This window comes from Azohydromonas lata NBRC 102462 (assembly GCF_001571085.1).
In the GTDB taxonomy this organism is placed as follows: Bacteria; Pseudomonadota; Gammaproteobacteria; order Burkholderiales; family Burkholderiaceae_C; genus Azohydromonas; species Azohydromonas lata.
This window is the reverse complement of record NZ_BCTC01000019.1, coordinates 1-15,132: the sequence shown is the minus strand read 5'-3', so window position 1 is coordinate 15,132 and position 15,132 is coordinate 1. Positions and strand designations below refer to the sequence as shown.

Annotated in this window: 11 protein-coding genes; all 11 read right to left on the bottom strand. The window is 68.5% G+C overall.

Annotation, left to right across the window (positions count from 1 at the left end; all coding sequences use genetic code 11):
* Positions 1-39: 39 nt before the first annotated feature.
* The 11 genes from hemH to ALA01S_RS09205 all read right to left on the bottom strand — a co-directional run bounded on the left by hemH (position 40) and on the right by ALA01S_RS09205 (position 14,663).
* The gene (gene hemH, locus ALA01S_RS09255; RefSeq protein WP_066335118.1) at positions 40-1,113 is read right to left on the bottom strand and encodes a ferrochelatase; all 1,074 of its coding nucleotides are present in this window, start codon (positions 1,111-1,113) and stop codon (positions 40-42) included.
* A 62-nt stretch (positions 1,114-1,175) separates the two neighbouring features.
* Positions 1,176-2,141 (bottom strand): adenylate/guanylate cyclase domain-containing protein, encoded by a 966-nt coding sequence (locus ALA01S_RS09250; protein ID WP_066335116.1) that lies wholly within the window; start codon positions 2,139-2,141, stop codon positions 1,176-1,178.
* Between the two features lie 117 nt (positions 2,142-2,258).
* The gene (gene rpoD / locus ALA01S_RS09245) at positions 2,259-4,496 is read right to left on the bottom strand and encodes an RNA polymerase sigma factor RpoD (RefSeq protein ID WP_066335114.1); all 2,238 of its coding nucleotides are present in this window, start codon (positions 4,494-4,496) and stop codon (positions 2,259-2,261) included.
* Between the two features lie 523 nt (positions 4,497-5,019).
* Positions 5,020-6,885, bottom strand: coding sequence for a DNA primase (gene dnaG, locus ALA01S_RS09240; RefSeq protein ID WP_066335112.1), 1,866 nt, complete (start codon positions 6,883-6,885; stop codon positions 5,020-5,022).
* Positions 6,886-7,273: 388 nt separating this feature from the next.
* Complete coding sequence (locus ALA01S_RS09235; protein WP_066335111.1) at positions 7,274-7,606, bottom strand: H-NS histone family protein; 333 nt, start codon at positions 7,604-7,606, stop codon at positions 7,274-7,276.
* A gap of 276 nt (positions 7,607-7,882) precedes the next feature.
* Positions 7,883-8,155 (bottom strand): oxidative damage protection protein, encoded by a 273-nt coding sequence (locus ALA01S_RS09230; RefSeq protein ID WP_066335108.1) that lies wholly within the window; start codon positions 8,153-8,155, stop codon positions 7,883-7,885.
* A gap of 38 nt (positions 8,156-8,193) precedes the next feature.
* Positions 8,194-9,534 carry an amino-acid N-acetyltransferase gene (gene argA, locus ALA01S_RS09225; RefSeq protein ID WP_066335107.1) on the bottom strand — a complete coding sequence of 447 codons (1,341 nt, stop codon included), beginning with the start codon at positions 9,532-9,534 and terminating at the stop codon, positions 8,194-8,196.
* Positions 9,535-9,748: 214 nt separating this feature from the next.
* Complete coding sequence (locus tag ALA01S_RS09220) at positions 9,749-10,471, bottom strand: ABC transporter ATP-binding protein (protein WP_066335103.1); 723 nt, start codon at positions 10,469-10,471, stop codon at positions 9,749-9,751.
* A gap of 25 nt (positions 10,472-10,496) precedes the next feature.
* Complete coding sequence (locus tag ALA01S_RS09215; RefSeq protein WP_066335102.1) at positions 10,497-12,440, bottom strand: branched-chain amino acid ABC transporter ATP-binding protein/permease; 1,944 nt, start codon at positions 12,438-12,440, stop codon at positions 10,497-10,499.
* 8 nt (positions 12,441-12,448) lie between these two features.
* Complete coding sequence (locus ALA01S_RS09210) at positions 12,449-13,324, bottom strand: branched-chain amino acid ABC transporter permease (RefSeq protein ID WP_066335100.1); 876 nt, start codon at positions 13,322-13,324, stop codon at positions 12,449-12,451.
* Positions 13,325-13,427: 103 nt separating this feature from the next.
* A complete protein-coding gene (locus ALA01S_RS09205; protein ID WP_066335098.1) occupies positions 13,428-14,663 on the bottom strand; it encodes an ABC transporter substrate-binding protein in 1,236 nt (411 codons plus the stop codon).
* Between the last annotated feature and the right edge of the window lie 469 nt (positions 14,664-15,132).

The window sequence follows — 15,132 nt, the reverse complement described above, 5'->3', positions numbered from 1 at the left end:
GCCGCGGCAACCCCCGTTGCCCGGCGGCCTTCTCGCTTTTCAGGCCGCCGCGCCCAAGGCCAGCGCCCGCTCGCGCTGGCGCGCCAGCTCGGCCGCCGGGGCCGCGTCCACCGGCCAGCCCTGCAGGTGGCGCCGCGCCAGGTCGGCCAGCGCGTCCAGCCAGGCCGGCGCGTCGTTGAGGCAGGGGATGTAGTGGTACTCCCGTCCGCCGGCCTGGACGAAGGCGGCGCGCACCTCCATGTTGATTTCCTCCAGCGTTTCCAGGCAGTCGGCCGGGAAGCCGGGGCACATGACGTCCACGCGCTTCAGGCCGCCGCGTGCCAGTTGCACCAGCGTGGGCTCGGTGTAGGGCTTCAGCCACTCGGCCTTGCCGAAGCGGCTCTGGAAGGTCACCAGCCACTCGTCCTTGGCCAGGCCCAGTTGCTGCGCCAGCAGCCGCGCCGTCTTGTGGCATTCGCAGTGGTAGGGGTCGCCCAGCTCCAGCGTGCGCTTGGGAACGCCGTGGAAGCTCATGACGAGCTTCTCGCCGCGCCCGTGCTGCTGCCAGTGCGCGCGCACCTGCGCAGCCAGCGCGCCGATGTAGCCGGCATCGTCGGGGTAGTGGTTGACGAAGCGGATTTCCGGCTGGCGCCGCTGCGCCGAGAGCCAGCGCGCCACCGCGTCGTTGGCCGTGGCGGTGGTGGAGGCGGCGTACTGCGGGTACAGCGGCAGTACCAGCACGCGCGTGGCACCGGCGGCGGTGAGCTCGTCCAGCACCTGCGGCAGGGCCGGGTTGCCGTAGCGCATGGCGTGGCGCACCAGCACCGTGTCCGGCAGCCGCTGGCGCAGCCCTTCGGCCTGGCGCTGCGTCCACACCGCCAGGGGCGAGCCCTGCGGCGTCCAGATGCTGGCGTACTTGGCGGCCGACTTGGGCGGGCGTACGCGCAGGATGACGCCGTGCAGTATGGGCAGCCAGGCCGCGCGCGGGATCTCCACCACGCGCGGATCGCCCAGGAACTCGGCCAGGTAGCGGCGCAGCGCCGCGGGAGTGGGCTCGTCAGGCGTGCCCAGGTTGACGAGCAGCACGGCGGTGCGCTCGGCCGTGCCGTGCCGGTAGGAAGCGGTGGAGGTCATTCGCAAATTGTCCCCGATGGCCTGGTCCCGAGCGGGCAGGGCCGCCGCGCGCCGGGCGCGCTTCAGGCCGTGGCGGGCTCGGGCGGCAGCCGGTTGTTGCCCAGGCGCAGGACTTCAAAGCGCAGCACGGGCGCGCGCACGTCCCCGGGCGGCACGCCCAAGCCGATCTCGCCGCGGCCGTGCAGCGTGCAACTGCCGCGGCGCAGGCTGAGCACGGCGCGGTCGTGGGCGAAGCGCACGAAGCTGCCGTTGAAGCTCAGGTCCGTGAACTGGAAGGCGCCGCCGTGCCAGTCGATGCGCGCATGCGAGCGCGAGACGCGGGAGTCGTCTATGCAGCAGCCGGCCTGCGGGCTGCGGCCCAGCACCAGCGGGAATTGGGAGGTGGCAAAAATCCGCTCCTGGCCGCGCCACACCAGGCGCAGCGCCTCGGGCTCGCCGGGCAGGGCCACGGCGTCGCCGAACTGCGTGGCCGCGCCGTCCGTGGCCGCGGCGCGGCCTTGCAGCAGGTGCACCTGCACGGGCTCGGCACGGCCGCGCAACTGCAGCCGGTCCAGGGCGCGAAAGCGCGTCTGCTGCACGGGCTGCAGGCCGGCCAGCACGTCCACGGTGACCAGGGTCTCGTTGTCGCCGGCATGGTCCAGCAGCCGCGCGGCGACGTTGACGGCGTCGCCGAAGCAGTCGCTGTCGATCTCCACGACCTCGCCGCGTGCCATGGCCACCTGCAGCTTGAGCGCGCCGGAAGCCACGCCGGCGGCGGTGGCCGCGCCGCTGCCCTGGGGCGGGCGGTCCAGCGCCACGTGCATGGCGTCGGCCGCGGCGACGGCGGCGGCGGTGTGCTCGAACACCGCCATCAGCCCGTCGCCCAGCGTCTTGACCACGTGGCCGCCGCCGCGCTCCACGCACTCGCCCACCAGGCCCACGGCACCCGTCACCAGCGTGCTGGCCGCGGCATTGCCCAAGCGCTCGTACAGCGCGGTGGATCCGCGCAGGTCGGCAAACAGGACGGTACGTTCAAGGATGCGGGTCATGGGCCACGGCAGTTTAGCCGCGCGCTTGCGGGGGCCGGCGCACAAAAGCGACGGCCCCGGGATTACCGGGGCCGTCGCCAACTTCAAGGGCTGGCAAAGCCAGCCCGCTTTTCCGACTTACAAGTTGTCCAAGTACGTGCGCAGCTTGTCCGAGCGCGTCGGGTGCTTGAGCTTGCGGATGGCCTTGGCCTCGATCTGGCGGATGCGCTCGCGGGTGACGTCGAACTGCTTGCCGACTTCCTCCAGCGTGTGGTCCGACTGCATCTCGATGCCGAAGCGCATGCGCAGCACCTTGGCTTCGCGCGGGGTGAGGCTGTCGAGGATGTCCTTGACCACGTCGCGCAGGCCGGCCTGCATGGCCGCCTCGATGGGCGCGGTGTTGTTGGTGTCCTCGATGAAGTCGCCCAGGTGGGAGTCGTCATCGTCGCCGATGGGCGTCTCCATGGAGATCGGCTCCTTGGCGATCTTCATGATCTTGCGGATCTTGTCCTCGGGGATCTCCATCTTCTCGGCCAGCGTCGGCGCGTCCGGCTCGAAGCCGAACTCCTGCAGGTGCTGGCGCGAGATGCGGTTCATCTTGTTGATGGTCTCGATCATGTGCACCGGGATGCGGATGGTGCGCGCCTGGTCGGCGATCGAGCGCGTGATGGCCTGGCGGATCCACCACGTGGCGTAGGTCGAGAACTTGTAGCCGCGGCGGTATTCGAACTTGTCCACCGCCTTCATCAGGCCGATGTTGCCTTCCTGGATCAGGTCCAGGAACTGCAGGCCGCGGTTGGTGTACTTCTTGGCGATGGAGATCACCAGGCGCAGGTTGGCCTCGATCATCTCCTTCTTGGCGTCGCGAGAGCTCTTCTCGCCCTCGTTCATCTTCTTGTTGATCGCCTTGAGGTCTTCCAGCGGCACCACGGCGCGCGACTGCACGTCGACGAGCTTTTGCTGCAGCTCCTGCACGGCGGGCAGGTTGCGGCCCAGCACGGCGCTGTAGCCCTTGCCCAGGGCCACTTCGTCCTCGGCCCACTTCAGGTCCAGCGCGCGCGGCGGGAAGGTCTTGATGAAGTGTTCCTGCGGCATGCCGCACTTGTCCACGACGATGCGGCGCAGCTCGCGCTCGTAGCGGCGCACGTCGTCCACCTGCGAGCGCAGCATGTCGCAGAGCTTCTCGATGGTCTTGACAGTGAAGCGGATCGTCATCAGCTCGCCGCTGATGGCGTCCTGCGCCTTCACGTAGGCCGGCGACTTGTAGCCCTTGGCGCCGTCCTTCTCGACCACCTTGCGAAGCTGCTCGAACTGGGCGCGGATGGCGTCGAACTTCACCAGCGCGGCGCGCTTGAGCTCTTCGAGCTTCTTGGTCAGCGCCTTGGAGCCGCCCTGGCCGTCGTCGTCGTCCTCTTCGTCGAACTCGTCGAAGTCTTCCTCGGCGACGTAGTCGTCGGCCTCGTCCTCGGCCACGAAGCCGTCCACCACCTCGGAGATGGCCATCTCGCCGGAGGCCAGCTTGTCGGCCATGGTGAGGATCTCGGCAATCGTCGTGGGCGACTCCGAGATGGCCAGCATCATGTCCTGCAGGCCCTTCTCGATGCGCTTGGCGATCTCGATCTCGCCCTCGCGCGTGAGCAGCTCCACCGTGCCCATTTCGCGCATGTACATGCGCACGGGGTCGGTGGTGCGGCCGAACTCGGAGTCCACCGTGGACAGCGCGGCCTCGGCGGCTTCCTCGGCCTCTTCCTCGGTGGCGGTGGTGGTGGCGCCGCCGGCAATCAGCAGCGTGGCCGCGTCAGGCGCCTGCTCGTACACGGCGATGCCCATGTCGTTGAGCATCGAGACGATGGCTTCCAGGATCTCCGCCTCCACCAGCTTTTCCGGCAGGTGGTCGTTGATCTCCTGGTGCGTCAGGAAGCCGCGCGTCTTGCCCATCTTGATGAGCGTCTTGAGCTCCTGGCGGCGCTTGGCGACTTCCTCTTCGGTGAGCGCGGTCTCGTCCAGGCCGAACTCGCGCATGAGCGCGCGCTCCTTGGCGCGGCTGACCTTCATGCGCAGCGGCTTGGCCTTGGGCTTGTCGGCGGCGACCTCGTCGGCCACGACCTCGGTGCCGGCATCGGCCTCGGCTTCACCCGCCTCGGCTTCAACCTCGCCCTCGAGATCGGCCTCGATGTCGTCGCTGAAGTCCTCCTCGGCCTCTTCCTTCTCGGCAGCCTTGGGCTTGCGACCGCGCTTGGCCTTGTCCTCGGCAGGCGCGGCGGCAGCAGCCTTAGCGGCCGGCTTCTTGCGGGCAGCGGTCTTGGCCGCCTTGGCAGCAGGCTTCTTGTCGTCTTCCAGATCGTCTTGGACAGGCGCGGTCTTCTTGGCGGTCATGCAATTCCTCGGATGGTGAAAGCGTCAAACGTCCGGCCTCGCGGAGGCGAGCACATGGCATGCGCGCGCCTCATGCGCAAAGCACGAAGCACGCGCCGGCACGTCTGGTGCGTCGCGGTCGGTAAGGCTCGGGCGGGCAAGCTCGCGTGGACTTCGGGAATAGCGCAGCCCTGGGCGGAAATATGGCCTGTTGTTTCAACCCCGTGTCGCGGGTGGCCGGATCCGGTATCCAATGACGCTGCTGTCACTCTTGCCGCTGATAACGAACCTTCAATTATCCCCCATGTAGGGTCGAAGGTCAAAAGTCAAGTGTTTGTCAAGCCAAAAAAAGTGTCTGACAGCAGCCTATTCGGCTGGACCGCGCCAGAGTTGAGTGGCATTCAGCCAAGCACTTGAAAAAGCTTCAGAAAATGCAGCGGGGCGGGCGTGCGGGCGAGGGTGCGTGGCACTTGCGGCGGGCCTGCGGGAGCAAACGGATGGCGCCGGCGTCGGCGCCTGCTGCTCCCAGGGCGATTGCCTGCGCTCAGGCGCTGGAAGCGCTGGTGCGCTTGCGCAGCTCCTGGCTCAGCGCGGTGAGCTCGCGGATGCGGCCCATGTGCTGCTCGCGCGCCACCGGGTCGGCGGGCAGGCTCACGGCCAGCTCCTCCAGCTGCGCCTGCACTTCCTTGAGGTGCAGCGCGTCCAGCAGCCTTTCCAGGTCGGCCAGCACTTCCTCGCCGGGCTCGTCGCCGGGCAGGGCGTTGCGCGCCTCCTCGGCCAGCGGGTCCTGCTCCAGGGCGACGCGCAGCGCGGCCCAGGACTGCGGGCCGTGCTCGTGCAGCTCGCGCTCCAGCCAGGCCACCAGCGCGCCATGCGGCGCGGGCAGGCCGTGCAGCAGGTCGTGCGCGGCCGGGGAGAGCTGGTCCCACCAGTCGGCGTGCGACAGCAGCAGTTGCAGCACGCGGTCCTCGCGCTGCTTGGGCGCGACGCGGCCGCCGCTGCGCCGCGCCGCCGGTGCCCGGGGGCGGTTGAAGCCCGGCGCGGGCCTGTCCACCCCGGGCGCCGCGGCGGCACCCGGCTCGCGCCGCGCCGCGCCGCGCGAGGCCGGCTGCGCCTGCCACAGCGCGGAGAGCTCGTCGGCCGGCAGCGCGCCGCGGCGGGCCAGCTCGCCCAACAGCTGCAGCCGCAGCGCGCCTTCTGGCAAGGCGCTCCACAGCGGCTTGGCCTGCGCCAGCATGCGCGAGCGGCCCTCGACGCTGGCGAGGTCGCACTCCTGCGCCGCCAGCTCCAACAACTGCTGCGACAGCGGCACCGCCTGCGCCACGGCCTGCTCGAAGGCCTCCTTGCCGTGCTCGCGCACGAAGGAGTCCGGGTCGTGCTCGGCCGGCAGGAACAGGAAGCGGAAGGAGCGCGTGTCGGTGGCATGCGGCAGCGCCGCCTCCAGCGCGCGCGCCGCGGCGCGGCGCCCGGCGGCGTCGCCGTCGAAGCTGAACACCACCTGGTCCGTGAAGCGCAGCAGCTTGGCCACGTGCTCCGGCGTGCAGGCCGTGCCCAGCGTGGCCACGGCGTGGGGCAGGCCCAGCTGCGCCAGCGCCACCACGTCCATGTAGCCCTCGGTGACCAGCACGTAGCCGCTGTCGCGCAGCGCGCCGCGCGCCTCATAGAGGCCGTAGAGCTCGCGGCCCTTGTGGAACAGCGGCGTCTCCGGCGAGTTGAGGTACTTGGGCTCGCCCTTGTCGAGCACGCGCGCGCCGAAGGCGATGACCTCGCCCTTGACGCTGCGTATGGGGAACATGATGCGGTCGCGGAAGCGGTCGTAGCGCTTTTGCTCCGGCCCGTCCTCGCCCTGGACGATGACCAGCCCCGACTCGGCCAGCAGCGGGTCGTCGTAGCGCGGGAACACGCTGGCCAGGCCGCGCCAGCCGTCCGGCGCGTAGCCCAGCGCGAAGCGCGCGGCGATCTCGCCGGAGAGGCCGCGGCCCTTGAGGTAGTCGATGGCGCGCGGGCTGGCCTTGAGCTGCTTGCGGTAGTGCGTCGCGGCGCGGCCAAGCACGTCGGCCAGCGTGGCCTCGTGCTCGCGCTGTTGGGCGGCAAGCTCCTTGCGGCGCGGATCGGCCTCGTCCTCCGGCACGGTCAGGCCCACCTGCTGGGCCAGGTCCTTGACGGCCTCGACGAAGCCGAGCCCATGCTGCTCGGTGAGAAAGCGGATGGCGTCGCCGTTGGCCCCGCAGCCGAAGCAGTGATAGAACTGCTTGCTTGGGCTGACGGTGAAGCTGGGGCTCTTCTCCCCGTGGAAGGGGCACAGGCCGACGTAGTTGGCCCCGGTTTTCTTGAGCTGGACCTGGCGGCCGACGAGCTCCACGAGGTCCACGCGCGACAGCAATTCCTGAACGAAGCCGGGTGGGATCATCCGGGGAGTCTAGCCAAGCGCCACGCCCCGGCGCCCCGTGGCGGCTTCGTGCGCCCAACGGTCGCCCGCACCCCGCGCACTTGTGCACGCCCGGACCTTGAAAATTGAGGCGGTGACTGAAAATATTTTTTGAATCCACGCAGCAAGAAAAAAGCCGCCCATAAAAGGCGGCTTTTTCATGGCGACTCGTCGAATCGGCAAAACATCGTGCATCAAGCACGGTACAAAGCCTGATTTGAATCAGCTCAGGCAGTGAAGCTCTCCGGTTCAATCCCGTCGCCACGCCGGCAAAAAACGGGAGAAAGGCTCCGGCAAAAGCTTGGGCGAAAGTGCAGGCAAACGTCCAGGCAAAAGTTCGGGAAAGCCGGGAGAAAGCTTCAAACGCGGATCAGGCCGCGTCGGGAATCAAAAAGTCGGCCAGTTGCTTGCCTTCGGCCAAAGCCGCCTTGAGCCACTTGGGCTGCAGGCCACGGCCGGTCCAGCTTTCGCCGGTGGCGGGATTGCGGTATTTGGCGGCCACTTTGGCGCGGCGGCCATCGGTGGCCGAAGCGGCCGAGCGCGAAGCACCCCGCGTGGCCGTGACGTCCTCGATGGACAAATCATGGTCGGCCATCAGCTGGCGAATGGTGGCAATGGCTTCGGCACGCTCTTGACGCTGGGTTTCGGCAATTTGGCGCTCCAGCTCGGCACGCTGGTTCAGGAGTTCTTGCAGGGAGGTCATTCTCATCTCCTCGTTATGTGGGCAGGGCGAAATATATCACCGCTTTTGCCCACATACCGTTCCGCGCCAGGGTTGGAGGAGATATGTGCCGATATTCAAACGTTGCCGCACTGTTTCACTGTGAACGACAAGCTGTCAATTGCCTTGCTGTGCCTGGGCCCGTGGGGGAGTATTCACGGGTCGATTCGCCGAAACGTTTCCCGGCAGGGAATGTGTTGGGCCGCCACCATATTGGCGCGGCCCGCCGGGCGCAGGCCCGGCGGCGGATCGAAAAAATCAGGCCGAGGGCGGAACGAAACCGGTGGGCTGGTCGGCGCCTTCGCCGAAGAAGAAACGCTCCATCTGCCGCGCCAGGTATTGGCGGGCGCGCGCGTCGGCCAGGTTGAGGCGGTTTTCATTGACCAGCATGGTCTGGTGGCGCTTCCACTGCTCGAAGGCTTCCTTGCTGACGTTGTCGTAGATGCGCTTGCCCAGCTCGCCCGGGTAGGGCGCAAAGTCCAGTCCCTCGGCTTCCTTCTTCAGATAAACGCACTGAACCACTCGTGCCATGTCGGTTCTCCTTCGTGTAATGAGGTTGTCGGGGGTTGTCAGGTGAGTTTCTTGACCAGCACCAGCGAGCGCCGGTCCCAGTTGTACTTGCGCTTTCTGGCCTCGGGCAGCCAATCGGGGTCCACCTGCGAGAACCCGCGCTTGACGAACCAGTGCTTGGTGCGCGTGGTGAGCACGAAGATGCTCGCCAGCCCAAGCGCCTTGGCGCGCTGCTCCACGCGCTTGAGGATGCGTTCGCCGTCGCCCTGGCTCTGCACCTGCGGCGAGATGGTCAGCGCCGCCATTTCGCCCGTGTGCGCCTCGGGGTAGGGGTACAGCGCCGCGCAGCCGAAGATCACGCCGTCGTGCTCGATGACGGTGTAGTTGGCGATGTCGCGCTCGATCTCCGTGCGCTCGCGCCGCACCAAGGTGCCGTCGCGCTCGAAGGGCTCGATGAGCTGCAGGATGCCGCCCACGTCGTCGCTGGTGGCCTCGCGCAGGCTCTCCAGCTTCTCGTCCACCACCATGGTGCCGATGCCGTCGTGGGTGAAGACCTCCATGAGCAGCGCGCCGTCCACGGAGTACGGGAGGATGTGTGAGCGCTCCACGCCGCCGCGGCAGGCGCGCACGCAGTGCTGCAGGTAGAAGGCGGTGTCCGTGGGCAGCGTGGGCCGCGGCAGCGAGGCCAGCAGCCGCTCGGCCTCGGCCACGGACAGCTCGGTGTCTATGGCGCTTTCCGGGTCGTTCAGGTCCTCGCGGATGCCGGGCATCTCGGTGAGGAACAGCAGCTTGTCGGCCTGCAGCGCCACGGCGGTGGCGGTGGCCACTTCTTCCATGGCGAGGTTGAAGGCCTCGCCCGTGGGCGAGAAGCCGAAGGGCGAGAGCAGCACCAGCGTTTCGGACTCGATGGCGCGGCGGATCGCCGCCGCGTCCACCTTGCGGACGACGCCGCTGTGCATGAAGTCCACGCCGTCCACGATGCCCACCGGGCGCGCGGTGAGGAAGTTGCCCGACACCACGCGCACCGTGGCGTTGGCCATGGGCGTGTTGGGCAGGCCCTGGGAGAAAGCGGCTTCGATCTCGAAGCGCAACTGCCCCGCGGCCTCCTGCGCGCAGTCCAGCGCCACCTCGTCGGTGATGCGCAGCCCGTGGCTGTAGCGCGAGGCGTGGCCCTTGGCGGCAAGCTGCTCGTTGACCTGCGGCCGGAAGCCGTGCACCAGCACCAGCTTGATGCCCATGGCCTGCAGGATGGAGAGGTCCTGTGCGAACTGGTTGAGCTTGCCCGCGGCAATGGCCTCGCCGGCCAGGCCGATGACGAAGGTCTTGCCGTGGTAGGCGTGGATGTAGGGCGCGACCGCCCGGAACCAGGGAACGAAGGTGTGCGGAAAGACGAGGCTCACGGCAGCGGCGGCAATAGGCAAAGGCGGGCGGGGGGCGGCGGTCAAGGCCGGTCAATCCGGAATTCTTGCATGCCCCTGAAAGCAGGGGCCGCCGCCGGGCTGCTGACGCCGCCCAAGGCCGGCTTTGCTGGGGGTATTCGCCGGGCCTGCGCGGCTGGCGCTGCCCCGTCTGCGCGGCCGCCTTGGCCCGCGCCCGCGCCTATGCCCGTGGCGCTCAGTGCGCGCCGCCCAAGTAGGCCGCCTTCACCGCCGGGTCGTCGCGCAGCTTGTGGGCCGGGCCGTGCACGGCGATGCGGCCGTTTTCCAGCACGTAGCCGTAATCGGCCACGGCCAGCGCCGCGGCGGCGAACTGCTCGACCAGCAGCATGGTCACGCCCTGGGCCTTGAGCCGCTCGATGATGCGGAACACCTCCTCAACCAGGATGGGCGCCAGGCCCATGGAGGGCTCGTCCAGCAGCACCACCTCGGGGTTGAGCATGACGGCGCGCGCCATGGCCAGCATCTGCTGCTCGCCGCCGGAGAGCGTGCCGGCGAGCTGGTTGCGCCGCTCCTTCAGGCGCGGAAACAGCTCCATGGCCCGCTCCAGGTCGGCCTTGACGTCGCCCTTGGGCCGGCTGCCCGTCAGGCGCGGGAAGGCGCCCAGCACGAGGTTGTCGGCCACGCTCATGGTGGCGAACACGCGCCGGCCCTCCGGCGAGTGCGCCAGGCCCAGGCGGGCGATGTGGTGCGACTCCAGCGCGTCGATGCGCCGCCCGTTGAGGCTGATCTGGCCGGCGCTGGGCCGGATCATTCCGGAGACGGCGCGCATGGTGGTGGTCTTGCCCGCGCCGTTGGAGCCAATGAGCGTGACTACCTGGCCCTTGGCCACGTCCATGGACACCTCGTGCAGCACCTGCACCTTGCCGTAGCCGGCGCACAGCTTGTGGATGTTGAGCATGTGTGGGGTTTGCGGTTGAAGCGGGTCAGGCGGCCTGGCCGCCGAGGTAGGCCTCGATGACCTTGGCGTCGGACTGCACGGCGGCAGGGGCGCCTTCGGCGATCTTCTGGCCGAAGTCCAGCACCGAGACCGTGTCGCACAGGCCCATGACGACGTCCATGTGGTGCTCGATGAGGATCACCGTGATGCCGTGGTCGCGCACCTTGCGGATGATGGCGATGAGCTCCTTGATGTCCGGCGCGGTCAGGCCCGCCGCGGGCTCGTCCAGCAGCAGCAGCCGCGGCTCCAGCGCCAGCGCGCGGGCGATCTCCAGCAGCCGCTGCTTGCCGTAGGGAAGGTTGCGCGCCTGCTCGTGCGCCAGCTCGCCCAGGCCCACGAAGCGCAGCAGCCCCAGCGCGCGCGCCGTGCCGCGCAGGTTCTCGCGGGCGTAGCGCGGCGTGTGCAGCGACACGTCCAGCAGCCCCGACTTGAAGCTGTGGTGCAGGCCCACCAGCACGTTCTGCAGCGCCGTCATCTCGCCGAAGAGCTGCACGTTCTGGAAGGTGCGCGCGATGCCGGACAGGGCGATGTCGGACGAGGTGCGTCCAACCACCGAGCGCCCGTCGAAGGTGATGGCGCCGGCCGTGGGCACGTAGATGCCGGTGAGCACGTTCATCATGGTGCTCTTGCCCGACCCGTTGGGACCAATGAGGCCGTGGATGCTGCCGCGGGCGATGCTGAGGTCCACCTCGTTGAGCGCCTTGAGGCCGCCAAAGCGCATGAGCACGCCTTGCGCCTGCAGCAGCGGCTCGCCGCGCGCGCCGCCGGCCGCGGCCTGCGACACCGCGTCGGCGCCGGCCGGGCCCAGGGCCTGCGTGTCCTCCGCGTCGTCGGCCACGCTGCGCTGGCGGTTGAGGGCGCTGCGAATGAAGCCGACGATGCCGTCCTGCAGGTAGTAGACGACGAAGAGCGTGATCAGGCCGAAGATGGACAGTCGCCAGTCCGTCATGGTGGTCAGCACGAAGGAGAGGGCCGCCAGCGCCAGGCTGCCCGCCACCGGAATGGCGGCCTGCACGGCGGTGGCCTTGCCGCGCTGCAGCGCCACCACCGCGCCCGCGGTGACGATCACGGCCATGGCGACGGACACCATGCGGAAGGCGTCGATGTCGTCCAGCAGCTTGGGCAGCATCACGATGATGGCCGCCCCCAGCAGCGCGCCGGTGCGCGTCTTGCGGCCGCCCATGATGATGGCCAGCAGGAACAGCACCGTCTGCTCGAAGTTGTAGGTGTTCGGGCTGATGTACTGCTCGGAGTAGGCGTAGAGCGCGCCGGCCAAGCCCGCCAGGCCCGCGCTGATGACGAAGGCGTGCACCTTGTAGCGGTACACCGACACGCCCATGCAGTCCGAGGCCACGGGCGAGCCGCGCAGCGCCTCGAAGGCGCGCCCAAGGTGCGAGCGCAACACGCGGTGGACGAACACCAGCGAGGCCACCAGCAGCGCCAGCACCACCCAGTAGTAGCCCACCTCGCCCAGCTTGGTACCGAAGAGCGCCGGCTTGTCCAGCTTGATGCCCATGGGGCCTTCGGTCAGGAAGCTCATCTCGTTGATGAGGATCTGGATGATGGTGCCGAAGGCCAGGGTGACCATCGCCAGGTAGGGCCCCGTCACCCGCAGCGCCGGCAGCGCCAGCAGCGCGCCGAAGGCGGCCGTCACGGCGATGGCCGCGGGCAGCGTGAGCCACAGCGGCGCGGCCAGCTTGAACACCAGCACGCCCGCGGTGTAGGCGCCTATGCCGAAGAGTCCGGCGTGGCCCAGCGACACCAGCCCGGTGTAGCCCACCACGATGTCCAGGCCGAACAGCACGATCGCGTAGATCATGATGGTCTCGACCAGGTGGATGTAGTACGGGTTGTGCAGCACCAGCGGGAACAGCGCCGCGGCCGCCACGCCGGCCACGGCCAGCAGGGCCTGGGAACGATTGACTGCCATGGCGGGCCTCACACCTTCTTGATCGCGGTCTTGCCGAACAGGCCCTGCGGCTTGACGGCCAGGACGATGAGCAGCAGCACCAGCCCGGGCACGTCCTTGTAGCCCGTGGAGAGGTAGAAGCCCGTGGTGGTCTCGGCGATGCCCAGGATGAGCCCGCCCACCACGATGCCGAGGCCGCTGGTGAGGCCGCCGATGATGGCCACGGCAAACGCCTTCAGGCCCAGCACCGCGCCCATGGTGGCGCCGGTGAGCGTGAGCGGCGCGATCAGCACGCCGGCGAACGCGGCGGTGAGCGAGGACAGCGCGTAGGAGAAGGTGATGACCATCCCCGTGTTGATGCCCATGAGCCGCGCCGCGTCGCGGTCGTTGAAGGTGGCAACCACCGCCTTGCCGTAGATGGTCTTGCGGTTGAAGAACTCGACGGCCAGCATCATGGCCAGGGCGCCGACCACCACCAGCACTTCCATGGGCAGCACGTTGGCGCCCAGCAGCTGCATGGGCGATTCGGGCAAGGGCGAAGGAAACCTCAGGTCATCGCGGCCCCACAGGTTCTCGGCCACGTTTTTAAAAATGATGCCCAGGGCGATGGTGCTCATGATCCAGCCGAACTCGCTCTTGAGCTTGATGGCCGGGCGCACGCCGATGCGCTCCACCAGGGCGCCTTGCAGCGCGCCGAACAGGCAGACGATGGGAATCATCAGCCAGTAGTTCACGCCGGCGTTGACCAGCGACAGGCCCACCAGCGCGCCCAGCATGAGCGACTCGCCCTGGCCGAAGTTCAGCGTGTCGGAGGTGGCGAAGGTGAGCTGGTAGCCGAAGGCGATGACGGCGTAGATCATCCCCAGCGCGATGCCGCTGTAGATGAGTTGGATCAGGATCTGCATGGCGAGGCCCGCGAAAGACGTCCGCAACAAAGTGCGCCGCCGCGGGCTGGAGCGCCCCGCGGCGGCGTCACGACCGCTGTGAGTGGTGGAGAGGAAGTGCGGATTACTTCTTGGTCTGGACCAGGGCGCCCTTGGCGTTGACGTCCTTGACGCGCACCTCGGAGGCCTTCTTGAAGTCGGCCTCGTAGGCGTAGACCACGCGCTGGCCCTTGACCTCGCCCAGCACCGGGATGTTGGCCGTGATGGCCTCGTGGTCCTTGGCCGTGTAGGGCTTGCTGTAGGTGGTCACCACGCCTTCCACGGGCGTCTTGAGGTCTTCCAGCGCGGCGCGGACCTTGGGCCCTTCGGTGGAGCCGGCCTGCTGCATGGCCGCGGCCAGCAGGTAGATGGAGTCGTAGCCCTGGGCCGCGGACACCGGCGAGTCGATGCGGTTGTTCTTGGGCTTGAAGGTGCGCAGGTAGTTGATGATGAAGCTCTGGCGCTTCGGGGTCGTGGGCTCCTGGATGAAGGTCTGCGGCATGCGCGCGCCTTCGCCGCCGGGGCCGGCGTTGTCGATGTAGTTGGCCATGGAGAGCGTCCAGCTCCCGATCATGGGCACCTTCCAGCCCAGCTTGGTCATGCCGTTGGCGATCTGCGCCAGCTCCGGGCCGATGCCGTAGGTCAGGATGGCCTCGGCGCCGGCCTCCTTGGCCTTGAGCAGCTGGGCCGTCATGTCCACGTCCTTGATGTTGAACTTCTCCACCGCCACGGGCTTGAGGCCCTTGAGCTCCAGCGCCTTTTCCAGGTCCTGGCGGCCGAGCTGGCCGTAGTTGGTGGAGTCGGCCAGGATGGCCACCTTCTTGAAGCCGCGGCGGGCGACGGCCTCCTCCACGATCATCGGCGCCTGGATGCTGTCGTGCGCCGAGTTGCGGAACACGTAGTTCTCGGGCTGGTCGGCGAACTGCTGCGTGATCACGGAGCCCGTGGCCACGTTGTTCATCACGGGGATCTTGGCGTCCTGGAAGAAGCGCTGCGAGGCCAGCGCCACGCCGGTGTTGATGTAGCCCACCACGGCGGCCACGCGCTCCTTGTTGATGAGCTCCTGCGCGATCTGCACGCCGCGCTCGTTCTTGGCCTCGTCGTCGCGCTCCACGAGCTGGATTTGGCGGCCCAGCACGCCGCCGGCCTTGTTGATCTCCTCGGCGGCCAGGCGCACGCCGTCGCGCATGCTCACGCCCATGGAGGAGGAGCCCCCGGTGAAGGGGCCCGAAACGCCAATCTTGATCGTGTCGGCCGCCATCGCCAGGGTGCTCATGGCGGCCAGTGCCAGGGCGCTCAGGCCCGTCTTCAGCAAGCTCATCGACTGTCTCCGTACTTGTCGTTCGTCCCGCCTGCCGTCGTGCCGGTGGTGCATCGCGGCGGGCTGCGCGGTGCCGCATGCGGGTGCGCATGCGTGCAGCCGAAACGAATGTAGCAGTGGGTTTTCAGCCCTTGACGCTGCGCGAAGTCCTTGTCGGCCTTGAAGAAAACGGGACATGCGCCGCCCAAGCATGGCGCTTGGGACAGCGCCATCCAGGGCAACCCTGCAAAGGCTGATGCAGGTCACGGAGGGGCCTTGCGCCTTGGCCCAAGGGGCGGGCCGGGCAGGGCGCCGGCTGACGCGAAACTTTCCGATTCAGGGACTTCCCCAGCGCGGGAAAGTCCCGAGATGGGTGGGTGCGGATAATCCCGCCCCGCGATGCCCTCCATGCCCGATACCAGAACGAACGCCGCGCCCTCCGACCAGGAGGAGCGCCGCCGCACCGACAAGCCGGCCCAACCGCCCGCCC